Source organism: Pseudomonas sp. NY15364, from assembly GCF_048068235.1.
In the GTDB taxonomy this organism is placed as follows: Bacteria; Pseudomonadota; Gammaproteobacteria; order Pseudomonadales; family Pseudomonadaceae; genus Aquipseudomonas; species Aquipseudomonas mendocina_D.
The window spans coordinates 53,151-76,874 of the sequence record NZ_JBLUPX010000002.1 but is presented as its reverse complement, the minus strand read 5'-3'; the positions used below and the strand labels follow the sequence as shown (position 1 = coordinate 76,874).

20 protein-coding genes are annotated in these 23,724 nt (G+C 63.8%); 8 read left to right on the top strand and 12 right to left on the bottom strand.

Going from position 1 to position 23,724, the window contains the following annotated elements; genetic code table 11:
• Positions 1-2: 2 nt before the first annotated feature.
• Genes ACNFCJ_RS02705 through ACNFCJ_RS02695 form a run of 3 tightly spaced genes read right to left on the bottom strand, consistent with a single transcriptional unit; the run spans position 3 to position 3,889 of the window.
• Positions 3-2,264: a TonB-dependent receptor gene (locus ACNFCJ_RS02705; protein ID WP_177429662.1), complete on the bottom strand. Its 2,262-nt coding sequence runs from the start codon at positions 2,262-2,264 to the stop codon at positions 3-5.
• A 22-nt stretch (positions 2,265-2,286) separates the two neighbouring features.
• Positions 2,287-3,516, bottom strand: coding sequence for an MFS transporter (locus ACNFCJ_RS02700; protein ID WP_416769674.1), 1,230 nt, complete (start codon positions 3,514-3,516; stop codon positions 2,287-2,289).
• Positions 3,500-3,889 carry a hypothetical protein gene (locus ACNFCJ_RS02695; RefSeq protein WP_416769672.1) on the bottom strand — a complete coding sequence of 130 codons (390 nt, stop codon included), beginning with the start codon at positions 3,887-3,889 and terminating at the stop codon, positions 3,500-3,502. The genes ACNFCJ_RS02700 and ACNFCJ_RS02695 overlap by 17 nt, the downstream gene beginning before the upstream one ends.
• Positions 3,890-4,035: 146 nt before the next feature.
• Here ACNFCJ_RS02695 and ACNFCJ_RS02690 point away from each other — a divergent pair, with 146 nt between their 5' ends.
• The 3 genes from ACNFCJ_RS02690 (at position 4,036) to ACNFCJ_RS02680 (ending at position 7,917) form a co-directional block, all read left to right on the top strand.
• Positions 4,036-4,989 (top strand): helix-turn-helix transcriptional regulator, encoded by a 954-nt coding sequence (locus tag ACNFCJ_RS02690; protein ID WP_416769670.1) that lies wholly within the window; start codon positions 4,036-4,038, stop codon positions 4,987-4,989.
• Between the two features lie 118 nt (positions 4,990-5,107).
• The gene (locus tag ACNFCJ_RS02685) at positions 5,108-5,596 is read left to right on the top strand and encodes a carboxymuconolactone decarboxylase family protein (protein ID WP_416769669.1); all 489 of its coding nucleotides are present in this window, start codon (positions 5,108-5,110) and stop codon (positions 5,594-5,596) included.
• A 179-nt stretch (positions 5,597-5,775) separates the two neighbouring features.
• Positions 5,776-7,917, top strand: a complete 2,142-nt coding sequence (locus ACNFCJ_RS02680) for a TonB-dependent receptor family protein (RefSeq protein WP_416769668.1) — start codon at positions 5,776-5,778, stop codon at positions 7,915-7,917.
• 47 nt (positions 7,918-7,964) lie between these two features.
• Here ACNFCJ_RS02680 and ACNFCJ_RS02675 read toward each other — a convergent pair whose 3' ends face one another.
• The 3 genes from ACNFCJ_RS02675 to ACNFCJ_RS02665 all read right to left on the bottom strand — a co-directional run bounded on the left by ACNFCJ_RS02675 (position 7,965) and on the right by ACNFCJ_RS02665 (position 10,887).
• Positions 7,965-8,729 (bottom strand): sulfite exporter TauE/SafE family protein, encoded by a 765-nt coding sequence (locus tag ACNFCJ_RS02675; RefSeq protein WP_416769667.1) that lies wholly within the window; start codon positions 8,727-8,729, stop codon positions 7,965-7,967.
• Between the two features lie 199 nt (positions 8,730-8,928).
• Positions 8,929-9,792: an AraC family transcriptional regulator gene (locus tag ACNFCJ_RS02670; RefSeq protein WP_416769666.1), complete on the bottom strand. Its 864-nt coding sequence runs from the start codon at positions 9,790-9,792 to the stop codon at positions 8,929-8,931.
• A gap of 129 nt (positions 9,793-9,921) precedes the next feature.
• Positions 9,922-10,887: an XdhC family protein gene (locus ACNFCJ_RS02665; protein WP_416769665.1), complete on the bottom strand. Its 966-nt coding sequence runs from the start codon at positions 10,885-10,887 to the stop codon at positions 9,922-9,924.
• Between the two features lie 76 nt (positions 10,888-10,963).
• On the opposite strand from ACNFCJ_RS02665, the gene ACNFCJ_RS02660 reads away from it, so the two are divergent.
• On the top strand, positions 10,964-11,740 hold the full coding sequence (locus tag ACNFCJ_RS02660) for an alpha/beta fold hydrolase (protein WP_416769664.1): 777 nt from the start codon (positions 10,964-10,966) through the stop codon (positions 11,738-11,740).
• Between the two features lie 41 nt (positions 11,741-11,781).
• On the opposite strand, the gene ACNFCJ_RS02655 is transcribed toward ACNFCJ_RS02660, so the two are convergent.
• The 4 genes from ACNFCJ_RS02655 to ACNFCJ_RS02640 all read right to left on the bottom strand — a co-directional run bounded on the left by ACNFCJ_RS02655 (position 11,782) and on the right by ACNFCJ_RS02640 (position 16,485).
• Positions 11,782-12,414, bottom strand: coding sequence for a UbiX family flavin prenyltransferase (locus ACNFCJ_RS02655; RefSeq protein WP_416769662.1), 633 nt, complete (start codon positions 12,412-12,414; stop codon positions 11,782-11,784).
• On the bottom strand, positions 12,401-13,351 hold the full coding sequence (locus tag ACNFCJ_RS02650) for a LysR family transcriptional regulator (RefSeq protein ID WP_416769660.1): 951 nt from the start codon (positions 13,349-13,351) through the stop codon (positions 12,401-12,403). The genes ACNFCJ_RS02655 and ACNFCJ_RS02650 overlap by 14 nt, the downstream gene beginning before the upstream one ends.
• A gap of 20 nt (positions 13,352-13,371) precedes the next feature.
• Entirely contained in the window at positions 13,372-14,814 is a 1,443-nt protein-coding gene (locus tag ACNFCJ_RS02645) for an aldehyde dehydrogenase family protein (RefSeq protein ID WP_312300983.1), read from the bottom strand.
• Positions 14,815-15,048: 234 nt separating this feature from the next.
• Positions 15,049-16,485: a UbiD family decarboxylase gene (locus ACNFCJ_RS02640; RefSeq protein WP_416769659.1), complete on the bottom strand. Its 1,437-nt coding sequence runs from the start codon at positions 16,483-16,485 to the stop codon at positions 15,049-15,051.
• Positions 16,486-17,095: 610 nt separating this feature from the next.
• Here ACNFCJ_RS02640 and ACNFCJ_RS02635 point away from each other — a divergent pair.
• The 4 genes from ACNFCJ_RS02635 to ACNFCJ_RS02620 all read left to right on the top strand — a co-directional run bounded on the left by ACNFCJ_RS02635 (position 17,096) and on the right by ACNFCJ_RS02620 (position 20,803).
• Positions 17,096-18,079, top strand: coding sequence for a TRAP transporter substrate-binding protein (locus tag ACNFCJ_RS02635; protein WP_416769657.1), 984 nt, complete (start codon positions 17,096-17,098; stop codon positions 18,077-18,079).
• 63 nt (positions 18,080-18,142) lie between these two features.
• Positions 18,143-18,715 carry a TRAP transporter small permease gene (locus ACNFCJ_RS02630; protein WP_416769655.1) on the top strand — a complete coding sequence of 191 codons (573 nt, stop codon included), beginning with the start codon at positions 18,143-18,145 and terminating at the stop codon, positions 18,713-18,715.
• A 4-nt stretch (positions 18,716-18,719) separates the two neighbouring features.
• Positions 18,720-19,982 (top strand): TRAP transporter large permease, encoded by a 1,263-nt coding sequence (locus tag ACNFCJ_RS02625; protein WP_416769654.1) that lies wholly within the window; start codon positions 18,720-18,722, stop codon positions 19,980-19,982.
• 62 nt (positions 19,983-20,044) lie between these two features.
• On the top strand, positions 20,045-20,803 hold the full coding sequence (locus tag ACNFCJ_RS02620) for an SDR family NAD(P)-dependent oxidoreductase (protein ID WP_416769652.1): 759 nt from the start codon (positions 20,045-20,047) through the stop codon (positions 20,801-20,803).
• 213 nt (positions 20,804-21,016) lie between these two features.
• Here the strand turns inward: ACNFCJ_RS02620 and ACNFCJ_RS02615 are convergent, their stop codons facing one another.
• Together ACNFCJ_RS02615 and ACNFCJ_RS02610 are read right to left on the bottom strand one after the other, a co-directional pair.
• A complete protein-coding gene (locus tag ACNFCJ_RS02615) occupies positions 21,017-22,654 on the bottom strand; it encodes a thiamine pyrophosphate-binding protein (protein WP_416769651.1) in 1,638 nt (545 codons plus the stop codon).
• A gap of 63 nt (positions 22,655-22,717) precedes the next feature.
• A complete protein-coding gene (locus ACNFCJ_RS02610) occupies positions 22,718-23,710 on the bottom strand; it encodes a TAXI family TRAP transporter solute-binding subunit (RefSeq protein WP_416769650.1) in 993 nt (330 codons plus the stop codon).
• Positions 23,711-23,724 lie beyond the last annotated feature (14 nt).

Below are 23,724 nucleotides of genomic sequence, written 5' to 3'. Positions count from 1 at the left end.
GATCAGTACTGCACCGAGTAGCTCAAGCCAAAGGTACGCCCCGCCGCCGGCAGGCTGGAGATGGCGCCGTAGGTGGCCTCGGCCTGCTGGCCGTAGACGGTCTTGTAGTCGCGGTTGGCCAGGTTATAGACACCGAAACCGACCTCGCCGCCCAGCCAGGGCGCATGGGCGATCAGGTCGACCACGGTATAGCCCTGGATCTTGGTCGCCGGGGTGGCGCGGATGGTTGGGCTGATCGCGGCGGACTGAGCGTCGTCATAAGCGCGGTCACTGCCGCCCACGGTGAGCGCCTGCAGGCGTACGCCATAGCCATCGAGGAAGCGCCAGTCACTGTAGACGGTGGCCTTCAGCGGCGAAACGCGGAAGGCATTCAGCTCGCGCCAGTTGCCGGCGGCGTCCTTGTACTGGCCACGGGTGTAGGCCAGGGTGCCGCCCAGCGTCCAGCCCTCGACCACCGGCACCTGCAGGTTGCCTTCGGCGCCCCACACGCGCTCATCGGTGTCGGCCACCGAGACGCTGAAATCGCGGTTGAACTGCACCACCTTGTCGGAGGTGTTGTAGAACGCGGTCACCCCGGCGTTCAGGCCGCTGGCATCACCCAGGCGCCAGCCCAGTTCGTAGTTGTTGACCTTGATCGAATCGATGCTGCTGCTATCGATGACGAAGCTGGCCGGCACGTCGCGCAGCATGCGCTGGGTGTCGGGCAGGCTGAAGCCCTGGGAGAAATTGGCGAACAGTTGTTGAGTGTCGGTCAGCTTGTACACCGCGCCGAGGTTGAACAGGGTCTCGCTGTGGCGCACGTTGCCGCCTTCCAGGGTGCGCGCCTGGTAGCCAGCTACGGTGGCGGCGGTGACCGCCTCGCCATAGGGGATGGAATCATCCACTTCGTTGCGGATGGTTTCGCGGCGCACCCCGGCCTGCAGGCTGAGGCGCTCGGTAAGCTGGTAGTCGCCCTGGAGGAACGCGCCGGTCTTGCTCACTTCCACGTCCGGGCCCATCGAGGAACTGTAGGTCTCGCGGTAGTTCAGGCCATTGCTGGTGAAGAAGCTGTTGAAGTCGTAGAACTGGCCGTCCTGACGATCCTGCTCGCGCTCATGATCGAGGCCATAGGTCAGTTGCAGATCGCGGCCGGCCAGCTCGAAGCCCTTCTGCAAGGCGGTGCGCACGCCCCAGACGTCGATGTCGGTGCTCGACTGCAGCACCACGTTGGCCACCCCACCGGGCAACGCGGCATTGGCCGCACGACTGGCGAACGGGAACCAGCGCGATTTTTCCTTGCGGTAGTAGGCTTCGGCGGTCAATTGCTGGCCACCCAGCAAATCGCGGTTGAGGTATTGCACATTGGCGCCGTAATGACGGGTGCGCGGCTGGTCGTCGAGCTGCAAACCGTCCACCGCGTTGTGGCTGGGCTGGTAGTTCGAGACCAGCAACGCCGACAGGTTGGGGCCGTAGTCCGGGCCGTAGTCGCTGTCCTGCTCGTCGTTGTAGTAGCGCACGCCGGCGCTCAGTTGCTGGTCGTCGTCCAAGTGCCAGGTCAGGCGGCCGTTGAAGTCGAAGCTGGTGGTGTCCTGGCGGTCGGTCTGGGAGATTTCCGGGCCGATGCGATCACCGTCGGCATCGCGAATCTCGCCCTGCTTGGTGAAGCTCAGGCCGGCGAAACCGCTGATCGCCCCATGGTGAAAGGCAGCGGTCTGCGAGGCCTCGTAGGCCATGGCGTCACGCGCCGCCTTGCCAGGAGTACGCAGGCCGATGCGGCTGCTGAAGTCACTGGTTTCGTCGTCGGCGTTACGCGTGATGATGTTGATCAGGCCGCCGGTGGCGCCAGCGCCGTAGATGCTGGTGGCACCGGAGATCACCTCGATGCGCTCGATCATCGCCGGGCTGATGCTGTTGAGCTGGCGCGAACCGTCACGAGAGCCGGTCAGCGGTACGCCGTCGATCATCACCTGGACGGTGCGCCCGCGCATGGTCATGCCGTAGTTGCTGGTGGTGCCGCTGCTCGGCGCCAGCGAGGGCACCAACTGGCCGAGGATATCGGCGGTGGAACGGCCGGCAGCGGCCTGCTCGGCAACCTGCTCGCGGTCGATGCTGTACACCGTGCCGGCGATCTCGGCGATGCTCTTGGCCGAACGGGTGGCGGTGACCACCATCGGGCCGAGTTCCTTGACCTGGCTGGTCGCGGTGTCATCGGCCTGCGCGTGGAGCGCGCCGCTTACCGCCAGGCTGAGCAAGGTGACCTGCATGGATGCCGAAAGATGCCTCATGGTTTCCCCCAGAGAAAGCGCGTCAATGATTGCCGGAGCCGGCCTGGATCGACCGGACGATAGGTTTGCAGAGCAGGACGCTGAGCACTGAAAGTGCGCCCAGCAGCAGGTAATAGGTTTCGTAGCCCAGGCCCTTGGCGAGGAAGCCCGACAGCGAACCGCCGACGAAGAACACCAGCAGCTCGAAGCACACCAGCACGGTGAAGTCGGTGCCGGCCTGCTGCCGCGAACAGAGCTGCATGAACAGGGCGTAGAGGCTGGTCATCGCCAGGTAGCGGATGGCCAGGAGCACCAGCACCATGGTGCCGAGCCACAGCGGTGAGCCGTCGGCCAGGCCGCTGAGCAGCAGCCCGGCGACCGCCAGGTAGGCCAGGCTGCGCAGCCAGCCGGCACGTAGCAGCAGGGTCGCCGCTCGTTGGCGCAGCAGCAGGCGCGCAGCCGCCACGGCGGCGAGCAGCCCGACGCTGGCGCCGGCCACCGACATCAGCAGGCCGATCTGCGTCAACGACCACTGCCGATCCACCAGCATCGGCGTGAGCATGGCCATGGCCGGCGCCTCGACCAGGCGATAGACCAGGATCAGCAGCAGCGCCCAGCGGATCTCCGGGCGCTTGAACGTGGCGATGAAACCCGGCTTGGCCGCCTCGGCCTGCGTCGGCAGGCGATCATCGACCCGCACCACCGCCAGCATGGTCAAGGCACTCAGGCCGGCCAGGGTCAGAAGCGCGCTCTGCCAGCCGACCACCTGGTACAACCACAGCACGCCGGCACCGCCGAACATGCTGCCCAGCGCCACGCCGATGCTTTGCGCCATGCTGCCCAGGCGATGATCCTCGCTGGCCAGCGACTCCACGGTGTAGCCGTCGATGGCGATGTCCTGGGTGGCGGCGAAGGTGGATATCCACAGGCTCACCAGCACGAACAACAACAAGCCGTGCTCCAGGCCGGTCAGCGCCAGCACCAAGATGCCGGCCACCAGCGCCGCCTGGGTCAGCCACAGCCAGGTACGGCGCCGGCCGAGGCTGTGCAGGTAATGCCGGTCGACCAGCGGCGCCCAGAGAAACTTGAACGCCCATGGGAGGTACAGCAGCGAGAGCATGCCGATCCAGCGCAGGTCGACACCCTGGCTACGCAGAATGGCCGGCATCGCCACGTTGAAGAAGTACAGCGGCAGCGCGTGGGCCAGGTACAGCACCACGATCACCGCCAGCGCCAGCCGGGTCACCGGCACCTGCTCAGACGGACGCTGCATGACTCACCATGCGCTCGGCGATCCAGCGATAGCCGTGCGTCCTGTCCAGGGTGACGAAATAAGGCACGCCCCAGGCGGCATGCAGCGCCGAGGTGTCGAGCCGGGCCTGCTCCTCGGCGTCAGCGGCGATGCGCACCAGCCCCTGGCAAATCTCGCGGAACGCCGCCTTGTGCTGCTTGTACCAGACGCCCTGGATGGCCCGGTAATCCTCGGCGAGGGTGCTGCCCTCGCGGGTACTGGAAATGAAGAAGAACGGCTGGCGGTCTTCGATCAGACGCTCGATGCCGTCCAGCCACTGGCGTATCTGCGCCGCGTCGACCTGGTCGTGAAAGACCGCCTCGACCACTGCCGTTTGCGTGAGGAGCAAACCCATCGCTGTGTGATTCCCATGATCGTTGGTGACGCAACCAAGACGGTTGCGACCTCATTGCACATGAGAATAATTCTGAACAATGTTGCGCGCTTAGGCGAAAAGAAGGAAAAATTAGCCGCAACGAAACTTCCATCGGTCAAGCCAGCATGACGATCCTCACCTGCGGTCAGCTCAGCGATGTCGCCCACACCCTGGGCGGCAACCTGTATTTCCAGCGCGAGCTGCCGGGCGAACAGCCAGTGCTCGACGGCGAACAACAAGTGCAAGTGCTGAGCGAAGGCCTGGTGCTGTACTTCAGCCACAGCCGCGATCTGGTCGACGCCAGCAGCGACAACCGCCTGACACCGGGTATCACCGCCGCCTTCCTGCTGCAGGGTGAAGCCGAAGTCAGCCTGCCGCGCCAGCGCCTGCACTTCGACGCCCGCCCCGGTGGCCAGCGCGCCATGCTGGTCAACCTCACCGATAGTGACCAGTTCCAGCGTCACTGGCGCAGCGGCCGCGAAGAAACCAAGGTGTGCCTGAGCATCACCCCGGATTGGCTGCAGCACTTTGCCCTCGGCAGCCAACTGCGCAGCGACGCCCTGCTGCGCTTCAGCCGCAGCCACTGGCACAACCTGCCCTGGCAACCCTCGGTGGACATCCTCCAACGTGCCCACCAGTTGCTCGAACGTGACGCGAGCCTGCCGCCGTTGATACAACGCCTGCAACGCGAGAGCTTCGCCCTGGATCTGGCCTGCGACATCCTGCGCGGCATCGACACGCCCCAGGAGAAACGCCTCGGCAGCCATCTCGAACGCTGCCTGGCGCGCCTCAAGGAATGGCTCGACAGCGGCGAGGCAGATGCCCTGAGCATCACCGACATGGCGCGCCAGCTCGGCACCAACCCGGTCGACCTGCAGAATGCCTTTCGCAGCCGCAACGGCACCACCATCGCCGCCTACCTGCGCCGCCAGCGCCTGGCCCGCGCTTATCAGGCCATGCGCCAGCAGGGCCTGTCAGTGGAGGATGCCGCCAATCTGGCCGGCTACGAGCACCTCAGCAGCTTCAGCGCCGCCTTCAAGCGCGAGTATGGTTTTCCGCCGTCGCAGGCACGGCGCTGAGCAAAGTGGATCAATCCGAATCTTCACAATTGGATCTATGTGGGTGGGCCACTGCTGCGTAGATTCATCGCTTCCGGGGCAGGCCGTCACGCCATCGCGCCCCTCAACGCGGATACGGATGATCACCATGAGCCAGCGCCTCGACTACTTCGCACTCTCCCCCAAGGCTTCCGGTAAATACGCCGAGTTCTCCATGCTGCTGACCCGCAGCCCCTTTCTTGCGTCGCTGGCCCACCTGGTCATGCTGCGCGCCTCGCAGATCAACGGCTGCGCCTTCTGCGTCGACATGCACGTGAAAGAAGCGAAGATCCATGGCGACCGCGAACTGCGCCTGCACCATGTCGCCGTGTGGCGTGAGTCGCCACTGTTCTCGGAGCAGGAGCGCGCCGCGCTGGAGTGGACGGAAGCCCTGACCCAGCTGTCGCCGCACGGCGTGTCCGACGCCATCTATGCCAGCGTGCGCGAGCAGTTCTCCGAGCAGGAACTGTCTGAGCTGACTTTCCTGGTAGTCGCCATCAACGGCTGGAATCGCCTCAACGTGGCCTTCCGCACCGTGCCCGGCTCGGCCGACAAGCAGTTCGGGCTGGACAAGGCCGGTCTGGCCTGAGGGTTATCCACAGGGGAGGTCGGCCTGTCGCGCGGCCGCCCTGCTTCTCCCTGAGCGGCCCGCTGCACTGTACGGGCAAAACCGGCATGATGTGCCCCCGCGCCAGCACCGCGCTGGCGTGACGAATTCTCGTCGGCCTCCATCAGACACTCTCGCCGCCCGCTCAACGGAGCCCTTGCATGCTGCCCCTGCCGTTTTCCCGCCAACCTGCCCATCTCACCCTGCTCGCCCTCGCCTGCCTGAGCGGCCACAGCGCCTTCGCCGAAGAGCCCGTGCAACTCGATTCACTGCAGGTCACCGGCGAACAGGTAAGTGAAGTAGAGGCCGCGCGCGAGGAGCTCAAGCGCGTCCCCGGGGCCACCAATGTGGTGGATATGGCCAAGGTCGAACAAGGCCGCGTGGTTGGCGTCGCCGATGTGCTGGCCTACCAGCCAGGCGTCTACGCGCAGTCCCCCGGCAACGAAGGCGTGAAGATCAGCGTGCGCGGCTCGGGCATCAACCGCGGCCCCGGCTCGCACGCCTCCGGCACCCATATCATGCTCGACGGCCTGCCGCTGACCGGCCCCGGCGGTACGCCCTACGAACTGCTGGAGCCGCTGTGGATAAGTCGCGCCGAAGTGCTGCGCGGCGCCAACGGTTTCGACCGGGGTTCGCTGGCCCTGGGCGGCGCCATCGACTACATCACCCACACCGGCTACACCGCGCCCAAGCTGCAACTGCGCTATGAAGCAGGCAGCCGTGGCTACCAGAAGCGCAGCATCGCCTCCGGCCAGGTGCTGGGCGATTTCGACTACTACTTCGCCCTCACCGACAGCGAAACCGACGGCTATCAGGATCATTCCTCAGGCAAGGGCAAAGGCGTCGCCGCCAACTTCGGCTATCGCCTCAACGAGAACCTGGAAACGCGCTTCTACCTGCGCTATCGCGAAACCGAGCATGAAACGCCCGGCCGCCTGACCAAGGCGCAACTCAAGGACGACCCGCGCCAGGCCGCTGCGGCCAACCGCAGCATCGACGCCCACCGCGATCAACCCGGCAGCACTTGGCTGGCCAACAAGACCACCTGGCAGATCGACGACGACGCCACCCTGGTCGCCGGCCTGGCCTACCACCACTACCCGATGGACTTCGCCGAGACGCCTTACCGCGACAGTGCCTATCGCATCCGTGTGGACTACAGCGACGTCAGCGCCACGCTGAACTACACCCGTCGGCATACCCTGTTCGGTCTGGACAGCACCACTTCCGTTGGTTTGCGTAGCACCACCAGCCTGCCAAGCAGCAAGTCCAGGGAAAACGCCACCCTGCCACTGACCGTGGATGGCAATAGCTATCCAGCCGGCACCCTGATGCGTGCCTACGAGCACCTGGGCTCGGACAATGTGCTGCACTTCAGCAACGAACTGGAGCTGGCACCCGACCTGTGGCTGACCAGCGGTTTGGCCCTGATCCATACCCGGCGTGAAGTCGAAGTGACCTGGCCGGTCAATGATTACAAGCTCAAGGAAAGCACCTGGGACTACGCACCCCGTATCGGCCTGCGCTACCAGCTCAACCCCGAAGTGCAGCTGTACGGCAATATCAGCCGCTCGGTAGAACCACCACATGCCTGGTCGATGATCTGGAGCTCCAACGACTACTTCCCGGCAGGCAATGGCCCGGCCACAGGCCGCTATCGTGCGCCGATCTCGCTGGATAATCAGACAGCCACCACGTTTGAAATAGGTGGCCGTGGCGACTCGATTCTTGGCCAGTGGGAGTTGGCCTATTACTACTCGCAGGTACGCCACGAACTGCTCAGCGTAGAAGTCGCCCCCGCGGTACAACGCGAGGTCAACGCCAGCCCCACCATCCACCAGGGCATCGAAGCCGGCCTGATCAGCCCACTCTGGCAAGGCGGCGCCGCCGGCGCCCTGAGCCTGCGCCAGGCTTACACCTTCAGCGACTTCCATTACCGCGACGATGACCGCTTCGGCGACAACCGCCTACCCGGCCTGCCGCGCCACTACTACCAGGCCGAACTGCGCTACGACCACCCGAGTGGCTTCTACGCCGGGCTCAACAGCCAGTACGCCTCCAAGGTCGCAGTGGACTACGCCAATTCCTACTACGCCGATGCCTACGCCACCTTCGGCGCCACCCTCGGCTACGCCTCACCCAAGGACGACTGGCAAGCCTGGCTCGACCTGCGCAACCTGACCAACAAACGCTACGCCGCCACCGTGACGCCGGGCTATAACGACAACGGCGCGGATGTGGCGCGCTCCACGCCAGGGGAAGGGTTTGGCGTGTATACCGGTGTTTCTTGGAGCTGGTTGTAAGTCGGACGGGAATGAGCGGGGGAGACCCAACCCCGCCCATAGCGACATCAGGCTGTTAGCGCACGCACGATCATTGCCAGACCAGTGGCCGATAGCACCGCCAGGGTGATGCCGCGAAACATCGCCTGTGACAGGCGCTCGCGAATGAACTCTCCCAGTGACATACCCAGCTGGGTGGGCAGCACGCACGCAAGCGAGAGCAACAGGTGCATGGGGGACGCAATGTCTTGCATCAGCAGACCCGCCCCCAGAATCACCGACCCCACCAGAAAAAAAAGGCTGCTTGCCAGGATAAATTCGGTACGCCCAAGCCCCAGAGCCAACAGCGCCTGCAACGCCGGAAAGCCATAGAAGGACGTCATCCCACCGAGAAGCCCGCTGCTTAACCCCGCGCCTATCAAAGCACCGAAGCGCCAGCGTGGCGGAATGAGCGGAGGATTGGGCGTCAACTGGGAGATCACGAAGACCTGGATCATCACCCCGATGATGATGGCCAGTACCTCCGGACGAAAACTGCCGAGCAACTGGACGGCCAGACCGAGCGACACTGCCAGGCTGATCAGCAGCGGCCAAACCAAGCCCAGCACGTGGTAGTGACGGCGGCAGTCATACCCCTGGCTGATATTGGAAATGATGATTGGCAGTAAGGAAAGAGCAACAGCCGTCGGTACAGGTGCGACCAGAGCAATGAGCGGTACGGTGACCAGCGGCATACCGAACCCGGATACCCCCTTGATCACCCCCCCCAGGACGAAGACGCCGAAGACATAAGCCAGAAGAACGGTGTCAATCGCATGCAGAGCAGACAGCATGGAGTATCAACCTTCTATGAGGAATCGATGGGGCGGATACTTCGCAGCGAGACAGCGCGCTAGCAGTGCTACAGGCGGCCTTCAGCGAGGGAATACGCTAAATCAGGAAGCATGACCTGAACCTGCCTCCGTAGTTACAGACCGCCAGGACAGATGCCTGCATCTGCCGCTGAAAAATGAGCTCATCACTGCATCGTCCTCACTCCCTGAGACTCGGATTGTAGCTATCGACTACCCGCCGATACTGGCTTGGGGATGCGCCGATATGCTGCCTGAAGAACCGCGTGAAGTGACCCTGCTCGGAAAATCCAAGGCTCTCGGCGAGCTGGCCAAGGGTGCCGCTTCGCTCGCGCTCCAACCAGAGGAAAGCGCGGCGCATACGCGCATCGTTGAGCATCAGAGCGGGCGTCATGCCGGTATCCTTGCGAAACAGCGTGAAGAAGTGCGCACGGGACAACCCCGCAGTCTGTGCCGCGTTGCCAATGCAATCGGGATCATCGAGATGACTTTGCAGATAGTCACAGGCGCGGCGAATACGCGTATCGCGAAAACCCTGGAACACCTGGGCGCCAAGACGGCGTAGCTGCCGCCATTGCGAGTAATCCTCGATCAGTTCGATAAGGAAATCGAACAGCAAGAACTCGATGCGTTCACGCGGCACCAGCCCGACACTGCAGGCCTCTGCGATCAACTGATCAGCCATTGCCCGGTTCTTGCTACTCAGCTCGATGCATGGCTGCACGAAAAAGCCCGGGTGTGCGCTCAATGCCAAGGATTGCTGCGCCTCGGCCAGCCAGGCAGGTTCAATATAGAGCGCGAGGATCTGTGTCTGCTCAGCGCCCGATTGAAAGTCGTAATAATGAGGTTGCCAGGCATTGACCAGCACCGCGCAGCGATCGGTCAAAGGCACCTGACGGCCATTGACGTTGAAGAAGGTATCCGCGCCGGATGCCTTTATCAGTACATGGCACTCATGATGTGAGTGAGTGACCAGAGGGCGATCCATGTCAAGCAGAGCGACCCGACCGAATTTGCCGTGAAAGACCCGCTGTGCGACAGACATTGCTAACTCCTTCCGACTCGATGGATCGACGGCGTGCTGGGTGACTCACAGTCACTCACATTAGCGATGCGGTGGTTATCCGTCTGGATACCGGCTGCAGCACTCACGGATCGACAAGGATCAATTGCTTCAGAGTTCATCGCGCGCCTTGCCATGGTATACCCGCAAGACATCGGCAATCACCGAGAGCGCGATCTCGGCCGGAGTCTTGCTGCCAAGGTCGAGACCTATAGGCATATGGATACGCGCAATCTGCTCCTCGTTCAAGCCACCCACCCGAGCCAGGCGTTCAGCACGACGGGCGGACGTCTGCCGCGAGCCCATGGCTCCGATATAGAACGCTGGCGTGCGTACCGCCTCCATCAGGGCCAGGTCATCGATACGCGGGTCATGAGTGAGGGCGACCACCGCGGTGGCTTCATGGCAATTCCCGGCGGCAATGAATTCTGATGGCATCCGCGGGTAGAACCGGGCGCCCTGGGGAGCATGCCCGCTCATCTCCTCCCGTGGGTCACAGGCGATCACCTCGCAGCCAATGGCGCGAGCGAAGCTGGCACAGTACTCGGCCACGGGCGACAGACCGGCCAGCACCAGGCGCAGTGCTGGGCCGACACGGACACGCACTTGTTCCGCGTGCACCTGAGTAGCTTCACCCCCCAGATCGAGCGCCAGTGAGAATTTACCGCTCGTGAGATCGAGCTCGCGAACCAGCCGACGCTGGCCAAGCAGAGCAGCACTGACATCCTGCAGATGATTAAGCCAGTGCTCGTCAGGCTGCCGATGTTCGACCAGAACCTGAAGGATGCCGCCGCACGGCAGTCGTAAGCGCTGACGCTCGTCGTCGCTCTCGCCATAGCGAACGATCTGTGCCGGCGCCTGCAGCTCACCGCGTGCCAGCGCTTCGAGAAAAGCCTCTTCGACGCAACCACCGGACAGCGAGCCGACGAACTGGCCGTCCGCGCGTGCCACCAACATCGCACCGGGCGCCCGTGGCGCCGAACCATAGGTGGAAAGCACCGTACACAACCAGAGCGGATGCCCATCGCGCGCCCACTGCAAGGCACTATCCATCACGTGAAGGTCAAGCTGGCGCATGTTCAACGCTCCCTCGCCGGACCCAGCGTGAAAATCGGTTAACCTTCGCCTCTTCAGTCAGACAGGCTTCCACGTAATGACGCATCGGCAGTTTCTCCAGACCCGCATATCCCGTCTTGAATACCAGCTTCTGCGGCCAGCAGATCAGGGACCTGTGCTCGTGTTGCTGCATGAGGGGCTTGGCAGTCTTGACCTGTGGAAAGACTTTCCAGCGCAACTGGCCGATGCCTGTGCCGCGCCAGTACTGGTCTACAGCCGGCAGGGCTATGGTCGCTCGAGCCCGGTGACGCTGCCGCGTCCACTCGACTACCTGAGCCAGGACGGGCCGCAGGAACTCGAACATGTGCTTGATGGCCTGGCACTCGATCAGGTGATTCTGGTCGGTCACAGCGACGGAGCCTCCATCGCCCTCGCCTACGCGGCTCGCCAGGACCCACGGGTGAAGGGCGTCGTGGTACTGGCACCGCATGTAGACGTCGAGCCTGCCAGCGTCGCTGGCGTGCGCCGCACGGTCCAGGCATACACCCGCGGCGACCTGCACGAACGTCTGCGTGCCTACCACGGCAGCAACCTCGAGGGCGCCTTCCACGGCTGGAGCGACACCTGGCTCAACCCGGACTTCGCCACCTGGAATCTCCACACGGCCCTGCCTCTCATTCAAGTGCCCGTACTCGCCATCCAGGGTGATAACGACGAATTCGCCACCCCGGCCCAGTTGCAAAACCTCGCGTCCATGGTAAGTGGCCCATGCCGCACGCTGCTGCTTGAACACTGCCGGCACTTTCCGCAGAACCAGGCCCGCGCTCGCGTGCTGGAGCTGATCGATGAGTTCCGGGCAACGCTGGATCGCTGAAGCACCCAACGCCTGACGAATGACCACGGCGCTCATGTTCATCAGCGCTCACAGGTGCTCGCCTCGACTTCGTCGAGGGTGGGCAGGTATTCCGGCGTTTCGCGCCAACGTTTGACCACGCCGAGCTCGATATCGAACATGTCGAGCACGCGGCCCAGCGTATGGTCGACCATCTCTGCCAGCGAAGCAGGTTTGGCGTAAAAAGCCGGCACAGGTGGAGCGATGATGGCGCCAAGCTCGGCCAGTTCGGTCATGGTGCGCAGATGATTTCGGTGTAGCGGCGTCTCGCGCACCATCAATACCAGGCGTCGACGCTCCTTGAGCACGACATCGGCGGCGCGCGTCAGCAAGGTGGAAGTGACGCCGCTGGCGATTTCCGACATCGAACGCACCGAGCAGGGCGCGACGATCATGCCCATGGTCTTGAACGAGCCGCTGGCGATGGCCGCGCCGATGTCCTGATTGGAGTAGCACACGGTGGCCATCGGCTTGAGCTGCGACCAGGTCAGCCCGGTTTCGTGGGACAGCGTGATCAGCGCCGACTTCGAGACTACCAGGTGGGTCTCGATTGGCGTGTCGCGCAGCAGCTCAAGCAGGCGCACCCCGTAGATTGCGCCGGACGCGCCGGAGATACCGATGACGAGTCGCTGCGGACGGGGGCTAGTTGAGATCATGGTCGGATTCCTGAATGGCGCCTTCCTTGTAGAAGTGGATGGCATTGAGTGCAGTGGCCAGCGTCTTGCTGATGATGTCGATGAACAGCGTCGCGGCAGGGGTCAGCGGGCGACGGCTGTCGTGCACGCAGACCATGCGTCGCGTGATCCCGGGGGCCGCCAGCGGATAGGCGCGCAAGGCGCCTTCTTCCAGACCGCGTTGCAGCACGGTGGCCGGCAGTACGCTGATCCAGTCGCTGCGGCGCAGAAAGCTCTCGATCACTGTGAGGTCGTCGAGCTCTAGGTGCGGCGTCAGCTCCAGGCTCTGCGCGGCAAGTGCCTGATCGATGACCATACGCAAACCATGACGGCGCGAAGGCAGCACCAGCTTGAGGCCACCCAGTGCGCTGAGCAGAATCGGCGTGGGCAGGCGCAGCCGGGTCGTGGCACCGGTCGCTACCAGCAGTTCCTCGTCGAGGATGTCGGTACGGTGCAAGTGCTCCTGCTGGAAGCTCTGGTTGATCACCGCGAAGTCCAGCGCGCCGGACAGCACGCGATCGATCAGATCCTGGCTGTAGCCGTAGCTGACCTGCAACTCGACATCCGGATGGTGCTCGACGAAATAGGCCAGGGTGCTGGCCAGCGCCTGGTTGGCCGCCGAGGCGATCAGCCCGGCATTGATCCGCCCGCCGATCTCGCCGCTGCGGTCGATCAGTGTCTGCCGGGCCTCCAGCAGCTCGCCGAGGATCGGCATAAACAGCCGATAGGCCTGCACGCCGGCCTCAGTGGGCGTCATGCCCTTGGGGGTGCGCTCGAACAGTGGTTGGCCGAGTTCCTCTTCCAGCTTGGCGATCTGCATCGACAGGGCGGGCTGAACGATATTCAGCCGCTGTGCGGCCTTGGTCACCGACCCCTCCTCGTACAGACAGGTGAAATACTTCAGCTGGCGTAGTTCCATTCCCAACCTCGTCGATCTGGCTATAAGAAGCCAACATTCTGATAGATGTGCTTGAGCTCCGTAAAATCCAGTAGCGCATCGTAGCCGTGCAGGCGGCCCAGCCCGCTCTTGCGGTAGCCGCCGGTTTCCGCCTCGGCGAACAGCTTGTTGTGATCGTTGATCCATACGGTGCCGTTGCGCAGGGCGCGGGCCAGGCGCATGGCCCGTGCACCGTCGCGGGTCCAGACGCTTGCCGAGAGGCCGAACTCGCTGTGGTTGGCCCGGCGCACAGCCTCTGCCTCATCTTCGAATGTTTCCAGCACCAGCAGAGGGCCGAATATTTCCTCTTGGCAGAAGAATGCGCCGCTATCCTGATGCGCGATCAGCGTTGGCGAGAGGAAAGCGCCGCGGCCCAGCGCATCGCCTGGTCGAGCGCCTGCCAGCAACACCTCGTCGCAGCAGTCCATCGACTCGCGAATGCGTTGCTCGACGAGATCGCGCGAACGCCAGTCGATCAGCGGGCCCATCTGTGTGGCCACCTCGAGCCCGTGGCCCAGGCGCACTTCGCCCAGCGCCGCGGCCAGCGCCTGCTTCATTTCCGCTGCGCGGCTGGCATGCACCAGCACACGGCGGGCGGCGGTGCACTGCTGCCCGGAGATGATGGTCGCAGCGGCAGCGAGCTTCGGCGCCACCGCGGCGATGTCCGCGTCCTCCAGCACCACACAACAGGATTTCCCACCCAGCTCAAGCGACAGTTTCTTCATGGTCGGCGCGGCGTCCTGCATGATCCGCGTTCCGGTGGCGGTGGACCCGGTGAAGCTGAGCACGTCGACCTTCGGCGTGGCGACCAGGTGGGCGGCGCCGGTGTGGCCGGTCTCGGCGAACAGGTTGACCACCCCGGGCGCGAGATCCGGCAGATCCAGCAGCGGGGCGAGGAAGGCGGCGTTGAACAGCGCGGTTTGCGGCGCCGGCTTGACCACGCAGGTGCAGCCTGCGGCGAGTGCCGGGGCCAGCGCGCGCACCAGCAGCACCGCCGGAGCGTTCCAGGGAATGATCAGTGCGGCGACGCCGGCCGGTTCGCGTAGCATCGTCGAGAATTCGCCGGGCGCGACTTCCAGCACGTGGCCGGGATTGTGGCGCGCCAGCCCGGCGTAATAGAGGATTTCCGAGATGGCGCCGCCGATCTCGCCGCGCGACTGCGCCAGCGCCTTGCCGTTCTCGCGGGTGAGCAGGCTCGCCAGTTCCTCCTGGCGACTCTTCAGCGCGGCCGCCCAGTCCAGCATCAGCTGCTGGCGCAGACGTGGATTCTGCGACCATTGCGGGTTCTCGAAGGCGCGCTCGGCAGCCTCCACGGCGGCGCGGGCCTGGACCTCGCCACCGTCAGCGAAGCGGCCAACTAGTTCGCCATTGGCGGGATCGAGGCTGTCGGCCCACCGGTCGTCGTCGCACCACTGTCCGTCGATGAAATGTCGTGCCTGCTGCATTTGAATCTCCTGTCCGGCGAAGTTGCTTATGTTTGTTTTTCAACCATCGGCGAGGGCGCCGCGTCCTGGCCAGTCTTGGCCTGGGCGCGTGACGTCCCGAACTGGCGCCTTGTGGGCCGGCCAGTTCGAGGACCGCCTTATCGCTTGAGCGTAGAGAGAATACGGGTGCCGGCCGGTGACGCCGGTGTCCGTTTGTGGGCGCGTGGCGCCAATGCGCCGCGCGCCCACCGCCGGTCAGCCGTTGTGCGGCTGGCCGAACAGTTGCTGCCAGTCGGCGTCGGCTGGCTGACTGACCTCGGCGAGATCAACCTCACTCTCTCCTGGCACGCGGATGCGCTTGAAGCGCATCGGCGGTGCGGCCAGCGGTACGGTGGCGTCGAAGCCCATCTTCGAGCCAACGCCGTCGCGAGTCGACGGGTCGAGCTTGGAACCCTGGGATTCGTGGATAAGCACCAGATCGAGGTCGGCCTGGAAACGCGTCGCCACTGCCCACTCGACTTCGGTGGGGTTGTGGATGTCGACATCGCTGTCGACCACCACCACATGCTTGATGTCATAGTGGCCCCCGAGCGCGCCGAGGATGACGTTCTTCGCCTCGCCCTCCGAGCGCTTGTCGATCTGCACGTACAGGTGATAGCGACACACGCCGCCGCGCGCCAGGTGGACGTCACGCACGCAAGGAAAACTGCGACGCAGGTGCGCGAGCATGGTCGCCTCCCGCGGGATGCCGCCCAGCAGCAGGTGCTCCAGGCCTCCGCCGACGATGGTATGGAACATCGGCGCCTGGCGATGGGTGACGGCATCGACCTCGATCACATGCCGCTCCGCGCGCTCGCCGTAGTATTGCGGGAACTCGCCGAACGGCCCTTCCTCTTCGCGCGTATTAGCCAGCAGGCGGCCCTCGACGACGATCTCGGCATCGGCCGGCACGCGAATGCGGTTGGTTACGCACTGCGCAACCGGCAGCGGACGGCCATGCAGCGCGCCGGCGATCTCAAGTTCGTCGTGGTCGATCGGTACGATGGCCTGCGAGGCCATCAGCGTCAGCGGGTCGCAACCGACCACCACCGCAACTTCCAAGTCCTCGTTCTCGCGCTCGGTCTCCTGGAAGAAGGCCAACGCGTGACGCGGCAACAGCAGCGCGCCGAGGCGGTTGCGACCGCTGACCTGCAGGCGGTGGATGGAGACATTCTGCACGCCGGTGCGCGGGTTGCGGGTGATCAGCAGGCCGGCGGTGATGTAGGGGCCGCTGTCGTGCTCGTTGTGCGTGGGGATGGGCAACTGGGCGAGCAGATCGACGTCGCGGTGCACCACCTGCTGGCAGGGCGCGTCGGCGATTTCCTGCCAGGGCAGGGGGTTAAGGCTGGCCTGCTCGAAGCGCGCCAGTACCTGGCTCGACTCGACGCCCATGGCCTCGGCCATCCACTGGCGGTCCGAGAGCAGACCGGAGATCACCGGGACTGTGTGGCCGCCCGGCTGTAGGAACAGCGATGCACTGTGGCCGTCCAGGCGGTTGGCGATGGCTGCAACGCCGAAGCGCAGCGCCGTGCCTGGGCGGATCACGCTCAGTCGCTGAGTGTTCTGCAGATGATCCAGCCAGCCGCGCAGGGTGGCACCGACAGGCAGAGCAGCGCTAGCGGGCTCGGCCGAGGAAGAGGGCATGGACGGCATGGCAAGTTCTCTCGTGGTTATTGTTTTGGCCATGCTAGGAGCGTCACGCAGGTCTGCCTATTAAGGTTTTCTGATGCGCGCCATCAGAACCAGCGATGTCCCGCGCTATTAATTGGAGATTCGTCGGCACCGGCTTTCATCGATTTCGGAGATCGTCTGCGCACCCCATAACGATCCGTGATTCTCTGCATCATTATTCCCTAATGGCTGAGATAGAGGCCTTGCGCTACGTTCATGCCCAGCAATTGGATAGCCGAGCCCGCAGTCGTCGAAGGTTGCCGGGCCGGCCACAAGAACAATAAATGAGGTCCGTGTATGAACCTTCGCCGAACGCCTGCAAACCTTTCATGTCACCGCGCGCATGCTTTTACCCGTTCTCGTCGCGGCTGCCAGGCCGCGCTCGTCAGTCGTATGCCCGCGATAAACATCCCTGCGTGAATAAAGCGTCATCCGTGCATCGCTTGATGCTCTGCTAAATACCGAGGTGGCAGACGAAGGCCATTCGTGGTTCGCGTATCGCAGGCGCCGCGTGAAAAAAACGCCTGTGCGTGACAGTGGTGCTGTCCGTTTCGCCCGGTCATTTGTTCGATAACAACAAGAAAGGTGAGTCATGAAGAAAACAACGAAATTGTTGTGTGCGCTATGTTCTGCCGCCGCCTTATTGCTCAGTGCCGGTGCGATGGCCAAGGACCTGCGGCTGGGGCTGGTCGTCCCTGGCACCCATGCCTGGTCGCAGGCGGCACAGGCCATGGGCGAGGAACTCAAGGAACGCTCCGGCGGCAAATACGATGTGGTGGTCTTTCCCGCCGGCCAGCTCGGCAGTGAGGCGCGCATGCTGCAGCAGTTGCAGACCGGTGCGCTGGACATGGCCTTTATGACCACCGCCGAAGTGGCGAACCGGGTGCCGGACTTCGGTGCCTTGTTCGCCCCCTATCTTGTGCATGACGTGGCGCAGGCCGGTCAGTTGCTCAATGGCAAGACCGCCCAGGGGATGCTTGATCAGCTACCGGCCAAGGCGGGTGTAGTCGGGCTCGGTTATGGCGTGGCCGGCATGCGGCTGATGCTCAATGCCTTCCCCACCGACGACGTCAAGGCGATCAATGGCCGCAAAATCCGTATCACGCCGTTCCCGCCGGTACAGGATTTTTATCGCCTTCTCGGCGCTGCCTCGACGCCGATGCCGGTTACAGACGTGTATGACGCCCTGGCCAACGGCCAGGTCGACGGCGTCGATGCCGATCTCGAGCTGATCTGGAAGCTGCGCCTCTACGAGCGTGCCAAAACGGTGTTGCAGAGCAATCACATGATGTTCCCGGTGATCGGACTGATGTCCGGGCGGGTCTGGGCGCAGTTGCCGCAAGAGGACCGCTCGATGATTCGCGAACTGACCCGCAAGCACCTCGACACACTGACGGCGCACTACGAAAAATCGGAGGCCGACACCCAGGCGAGCATCGAGCAGGCCGGCGTCAAGGTCACTCCGGTGGGGCCCGAATTCTTCGGCGATACGCTGCAGCAGTGGGAAGAAACCTGGCTGAAGAAGGCCCCGGCGCTGGCTGATCTGCGCCGGGAAGCGGCCGATCTCAAACCTTGATTCCGAGCCCCGTGGCGTGACAGGCGCGCGGGGCACCTGCATAAGTTGTTCGGGAGAATGCCTATGATCCGGGCGCTGAGTAACCTGATTGGTCGCAGCGAACGCGCCGCCTTGCGCGCGCTGGTGCTGATCCTGCCGTTGATGATCCTGGTCAATGTTGCCGGGCGCGCGCTGAAGGCGCCGATCTTCTGGCTGGACGAATTGGCGGTGCTGACCATGGTCTGGTTGGCGATGCTGGGCCTGTCGGTCACCTTGCAGACACGCGAAGCCGTCGCCGTGACCCTGCTCACCGACGCAGTGCCAGAGACTGCCTGCAAGATGCTGCGCTGCACCGCCGATCTGGTGGTGCTTGGCTTTGCCGTGGCGCTGCTGGTGCTTTGCTACCTGTGGTTCGACCCACTGTCGTTATGGCGCCACGGTTTCGACTTCGACGCGTTTGCCGCGCAGTCCTTCAATTTCATCTACCAGGAACCGACCTCAACGCTCGGCGTCGCCAAGTTCTGGTTCTGGCTGATTCTTCCGTTGGTGGCCTTCACCAGCTCCATCCATGCACTGGCCAACCTGCTCGATAGCCTGGGCGCGCCGCATCCGGCGCCGGGGGCCGGGCCTGCTGCCGCCACCGGCTCGGGGGAATAGCGCAATGATCATCGGACTCTTCACCGTGCTGCTCTTCATCGGCGTGCCGATCGCGCTGGTGCTGGCGGTCAGCGCCATGATCTACATTCAGTCCAGCGGCAATAGCGTGCTGTTTCTCTCCTACCCGCAGCAGTTCTTCGGCGGGCTGGACAACTACGGACTACTCGCCATCCCGCTGTTCATGCTGGTCGGTGAACTGATGAACGAGGGCGGCATCACCCGCCGCCTGGTCGCCTTCGCGTCGGTGTTTCTCGGTTCGGTCCGCGGCGGTCTGGCTTACATCAACATCCTCGCCAATATGATGTTGGCCTCGATCGTCGGTTCGGCCAACGCCCAGGTGGCGGTCATGTCCCAGGTGATGGTGCCGGAGATGCATCAGAAGGGCTACGACCGCAATTTCGCCACCGCGACCACGGCAGCCGGGGCGCTGCTGGCGCCGGTAATTCCGCCGTCGATGCTGTTCGTGATCTTTGGCGTGCTTGCGCAGATATCCATCGGCGACCTGTTCATCGCCGGCATCGTTCCCGGCCTGTTGATGGCCGGTGGCTTCATCCTGGTCATCGCATTGCTTGGCTTCTTTTACCAGTACCCCCCAAACGAGCGCCTGACCCGCGCGCAGATGGTGCGCAATGTGGTGCGGAGCGTACCGTCGCTCAGCGTGCCGGTAGTGATGATCGGTTCGATCATTGGCGGCATCGCGACGCCGACCGAGGCCGCTGCGGTGGGCGCGGCCATAGCGGTGCTGGTCGGTCGCTTCGCGCATGGCGAGATGAAGCTCGATCGCATGGGAGACATGCTACTGCGAGTGGGGATCAACAGCGGTGTGGTACTGGCGCTGGTCGCCGCGGCGGCGGTTTTCGGCTGGGTCATCGTCTACGAGCAAATCCCGCAGCAGCTCGGCGCGATCATGCAGGGAATGACGTCCGATCCCTTCATCTATCTGTTGTTGCTGATCGCACTCCTACTGGTGGTGGGCATGGTACTCGACGGCATCGCGGCGCTGATCCTGCTGGTGCCGATCGTGTTGCCGGTGGCCGAGTCGGTCTATGGCATCAACGCCTACCATCTAGGCGTGATCATGTGTATCAACCTGACCCTCGGCCTGCTCACCCCGCCGGTGGGCGCGGCGCTCTACGTCGCGTCCCGTGTCACCGGTTGCCGGCCGGGCGACATCATGCGGCCACTGTTGCCGTTCCTGCTGGTCACCCTGCTGGTGATGATTCTGATCGCCTGGCAGCCGGACCTGGTGACCGCGTTTATCTCATGAGGCCTGTGCAAGGTCGCTATTTACATCCCGGCCCCTGTGGCCGGGTCTGACTGGAGACGTCTATGAATCGCATGAAAGACAAGGTTGTTATCATCACCGGCGCAGCCCAGGGCATCGGGGCGACCTACGCCCGCGCTTTGGCGGCCGAGGGCGCGCGCATCGTCATCGCCGATGTGCTCGATGGCTCTTCGCTAGTGGCCGAACTTGAGGGCATGGGTGCCGAAGCCATTGCCTTGACGACCGACGTGACCGACGAGGCGTCGGCGGCAACCATGGCCACCGCGGCGATGGAGCGCTTCGGGCAGATCGACGTACTGGTAAACAATGCCGCGATCTACGCTTCGCTAAAGATGAAGAGCTTCGAGGACATCGACCTCGCTGAGTGGGACAAGGTCATGGCGGTGAACGTGCGCGGTCCGTTCATTTGCGCCCGTGCGGTGGCGCCCTACATGAAGCAGCGCGGTTACGGGCGGATCATCAACATCTCCTCCGGCACGCCGTTCAAGGGCACCCCGGGCTTGCTGCACTACGTAACCTCCAAGGGCGCTATTCTTGCGCTGACCCGCGCGCTGGCACGTGAGCTGGGCGATTACGGTATCTCGGTCAATACGCTGGCACCGGGCCTGGTGCTGAGCGAAGGTGTGGTAGCCAACGCCGAGATGCGCGAACGGCTGACCGCGCCGGTGATCGCCAGCCGCGCAATCAAGCGTGACCAGATGCCAGGCGACCTGATCGGCCCGCTGCTGTTCCTCGCCTGCGACGACAGCGCCTTCATGACTGGGGAAACCGTGGTTGTGGATGGCGGCTCGGTGATGCACTGAGCGGGCAGAGCTTACGGGCGGCTAGGCTCCGGATGTAGGAGCCTTGTTCGCGAATGGACTCGATACAGTGGAAGTCTCTGTGCGGTCGAGACCGCCCTCGGTTGGGGTAAGTGGCCAAGCCCACCTACACGCCAGTCGCCGCGAGGCGCGCTTCCCAGAAGTCGGGCACTGACGGTTTTGTGGGAGGCCAGGCCCGACCTCGAGGCGATTCGCTCAGGGCCGCAGGATTGCCGGGTCGATCATCAGCTCGATGAGAAAAGGTCGGTCACAGGCCAATGCCTGCTCAAAGACATCGGCAAATTGCTCGGTCCGCTCCACCCGTGCCGCAACGGCGCCATAGGCCTTGGCGAGGGTAACCATGTCCGGGTTGACCAGGTCGGTGCCATATCGCCGACCGGGGTAATGCTTATCCTGATGCATGCGGATCGAGCCGTAGGAGCCGTTGTTGACCACCACGATGATCACGTTGGCGCCATATTGCACCGCCGTGGCCAGCTCCTGGCAGGTCATCTGAAAACAGCCATCGCCAGCGAAGCACACGGCCGGCCGCATGGGCTGGGCGAGCTTGGCAGCGATTGCCGCCGGTAGACCGTACCCCATCGAACCCGACGTCGGCGCCAGTTGGCTGCCCCAGTCGCGAAAAGGGTAAAACCGATGGACCCAGAGGGTGTAGTTGCCCGCTCCATTGCTGATCACTGCATCGGCAGGGAGGCGATTGCCGAGCCAGGCGACGATCTCACCGAGTTGCAAAGGGCCCGGCAGCTGCGTAGGCTGCTGCCAGGCCTGACGGATTTCCTGGGCGCGGCTCAGCCAGGCACGGCGTTCGGCGGACAGTGCAGCCGGCGGTGATAGCTCAGCGGCAGCTTCAGCGAAGTTCGTCACCGAAGCACAGACAGCCAGCTCCGGCCAGTAGACCCGGCCAGGCTCCTGCGCATCGGGATGGACATGTACCAGCCGCTGGTGTGGCCGAGGTGCCTCGACCAATTCGTAGTGGCGAGTGGTGATATCGCCCAGGCGCGTACCGACCGCAACCAGCAGGTCAGCCTCCTGAATCATCTTGGCGAGCGCCGGGTTCATGCCCAGTCCAGCATCGCCAGCATAGTTCGGGTGACCGTTATCGAAGCGGTCCTGGCGGCGGAAGGCCGTGACCACCGGCAGCCCCTGGGCTTCGGCGAAGCCCTGCAGCGCCTGCCGGCATTCAGCATTCCAGCCGGAGCCGCCGAAGATAGCCAGCGGTCGCTGCGCCTCGCTCAACATCTGTTGCAGTTGCGCCATCGCCGCCGGCGCTGGATAACCCTGGTTGATCGGCGCCGCCTCTAGCGCCAACGGTGCAACGGTTTCGAACAGGAGATCTTCCGGAAGCCCCAGCACCACCGGCCCCTGGCGGCCGGAGCGAGCCGTGGTGAAAGCGCGCGAGAGATACTCGGGAAGGCGCGCGGCATCCTGAATATCCACGGCCCACTTGGCGACCGGGCCGAACAGCTCACCGACATCGACTTCCTGCCATGCCTCGCGCTGCTGAAAACCACGAGGCACCTGACCGACGAAGACCAGCAGCGGCGTGGAGTCCTGCGAGGCGACATGCAGCCCCGCCAGGGCATTGGCACTGCCTGGGCCACGGGTCACGAAGCAAACCCCCGGGCGCCCGGTGGTCTTGGCATAGGCCTCGGCCATCATCGACGCACCGCCTTCCTGGCGACACACCACCAGGGCGATGTCGGAAGCATCGTGCAGCGCGTCGAGAACCGGCAGGAAGCTTTCGCCAGGCACCGTGAACACCCTGTCCACACCATTGCGTCGGAGCAGTTCGACGATGGCCTGACCGCCATCGTATCGCTTGTCGACTGTCATCTGATCCTCTCTGAGATCGGGCGAAAAGAGCTACGCGGCACGCGCCGTAAGGCCAGGGTGGCGTTATTTCAGCAGGCCACTTTCACGGTAGAACCTCTCGGCGCCCGGATGCAGCGGCACGGCAAGGTTGGCTGGGTCGAAGGAACCCTCAGCGGTCCAGTCCTTCATCGAGCCAAACGAGCGCTGCAGCGCCTCACGGCCGTCCAGGACTGCCTTGGTGATGGCGTAGGCCGCTTCCTCGGAGACCTGATCGTTGGCGTACAGAGAGGTGACGAAGCCGACGCCCTCGACCGCCTTGTCCTGATGTTCGAACATGCCGGCAGGCATGGTGGTGCGAACGAAACCGTATTTCTCCAGGAAGCTGATGGCCTCGTCGCTCAGATCGAGGAAACGCTGGCCGGGGGTGATAGACAGCTGGGCGGTGTTGGGGTGGCCAGCGGTGGTGATGCCGATGATCATGTCGATTTTCCTGTCGCCGAACTGGTCCTGCAGGATGCTCAGGCTAGACTTGCTGATGCTGCCGCCGAAAGATTCGATCGCCTCGTAACTCAGGCCATTGGCCTCGAGGATCAGCTTGGCGATGTATTCATTTAGGCTGCCCTGCGGGCCGGTACCGATACGCACTGCCAGCTTTTTCTCGCGAATATCGGCGATGGACTGGATGGGGCTGTCGTTCTGCACGGTGATGCGTTGGTAGTACTGGTCGAGGCCGCCGACCAGGCCGCGAACGTTGTCGATCTTGCGCTCGAACGGACCGAACGGCTGCTGGGCCCAAGCGGCAACGGGCGGGAAGATCAGGCCGATGTCAGCTCGCCGGGCTGCCAGCAACTTGGTGTTGGCGATGGCCATGGGCGTGCCCTGAATGTCCACCGAGGAGCCTGCCGGCAGCCGTTGCAGCATCTCTCCGCGCAAAGCGCCAGCATAGGCGTACCAGGTCGTACCGGTCGGCCCGGCAGCGAACTTGACCTTTACCGGCTCGGCGGCGATCGCACTGCCGCATAGACCGATGATGCCAAGCAGCGCAACGGTCGCATGTTTTTTCAGTGCTTTGATCATATTGTTGTTCTCCT

Bases quoted from the DNA above. Each gene is read 5' to 3' on its own strand.
- ACNFCJ_RS02705 (WP_177429662.1), bottom strand. From the start codon at position 2,264: ATGAGGCATCTTTCGGCATCCATGCAGGTCACCTTGCTCAGCCTGGCG.
- ACNFCJ_RS02700 (WP_416769674.1), bottom strand. From the start codon at position 3,516: ATGCAGCGTCCGTCTGAGCAGGTGCCGGTGACCCGGCTGGCGCTGGCG.
- ACNFCJ_RS02695 (WP_416769672.1), bottom strand. From the start codon at position 3,889: ATGGGTTTGCTCCTCACGCAAACGGCAGTGGTCGAGGCGGTCTTTCAC.
- ACNFCJ_RS02690 (WP_416769670.1), top strand. From the start codon at position 4,036: ATGACGATCCTCACCTGCGGTCAGCTCAGCGATGTCGCCCACACCCTG.
- ACNFCJ_RS02685 (WP_416769669.1), top strand. From the start codon at position 5,108: ATGATCACCATGAGCCAGCGCCTCGACTACTTCGCACTCTCCCCCAAG.
- ACNFCJ_RS02680 (WP_416769668.1), top strand. From the start codon at position 5,776: ATGCTGCCCCTGCCGTTTTCCCGCCAACCTGCCCATCTCACCCTGCTC.
- ACNFCJ_RS02675 (WP_416769667.1), bottom strand. From the start codon at position 8,729: ATGCTGTCTGCTCTGCATGCGATTGACACCGTTCTTCTGGCTTATGTC.
- ACNFCJ_RS02670 (WP_416769666.1), bottom strand. From the start codon at position 9,792: ATGTCTGTCGCACAGCGGGTCTTTCACGGCAAATTCGGTCGGGTCGCT.
- ACNFCJ_RS02665 (WP_416769665.1), bottom strand. From the start codon at position 10,887: ATGCGCCAGCTTGACCTTCACGTGATGGATAGTGCCTTGCAGTGGGCG.
- ACNFCJ_RS02660 (WP_416769664.1), top strand. From the start codon at position 10,964: ATGACGCATCGGCAGTTTCTCCAGACCCGCATATCCCGTCTTGAATAC.
- ACNFCJ_RS02655 (WP_416769662.1), bottom strand. From the start codon at position 12,414: ATGATCTCAACTAGCCCCCGTCCGCAGCGACTCGTCATCGGTATCTCC.
- ACNFCJ_RS02650 (WP_416769660.1), bottom strand. From the start codon at position 13,351: ATGGAACTACGCCAGCTGAAGTATTTCACCTGTCTGTACGAGGAGGGG.
- ACNFCJ_RS02645 (WP_312300983.1), bottom strand. From the start codon at position 14,814: ATGCAGCAGGCACGACATTTCATCGACGGACAGTGGTGCGACGACGAC.
- ACNFCJ_RS02640 (WP_416769659.1), bottom strand. From the start codon at position 16,485: ATGCCGTCCATGCCCTCTTCCTCGGCCGAGCCCGCTAGCGCTGCTCTG.
- ACNFCJ_RS02635 (WP_416769657.1), top strand. From the start codon at position 17,096: ATGAAGAAAACAACGAAATTGTTGTGTGCGCTATGTTCTGCCGCCGCC.
- ACNFCJ_RS02630 (WP_416769655.1), top strand. From the start codon at position 18,143: ATGATCCGGGCGCTGAGTAACCTGATTGGTCGCAGCGAACGCGCCGCC.
- ACNFCJ_RS02625 (WP_416769654.1), top strand. From the start codon at position 18,720: ATGATCATCGGACTCTTCACCGTGCTGCTCTTCATCGGCGTGCCGATC.
- ACNFCJ_RS02620 (WP_416769652.1), top strand. From the start codon at position 20,045: ATGAATCGCATGAAAGACAAGGTTGTTATCATCACCGGCGCAGCCCAG.
- ACNFCJ_RS02615 (WP_416769651.1), bottom strand. From the start codon at position 22,654: ATGACAGTCGACAAGCGATACGATGGCGGTCAGGCCATCGTCGAACTG.
- ACNFCJ_RS02610 (WP_416769650.1), bottom strand. From the start codon at position 23,710: ATGATCAAAGCACTGAAAAAACATGCGACCGTTGCGCTGCTTGGCATC.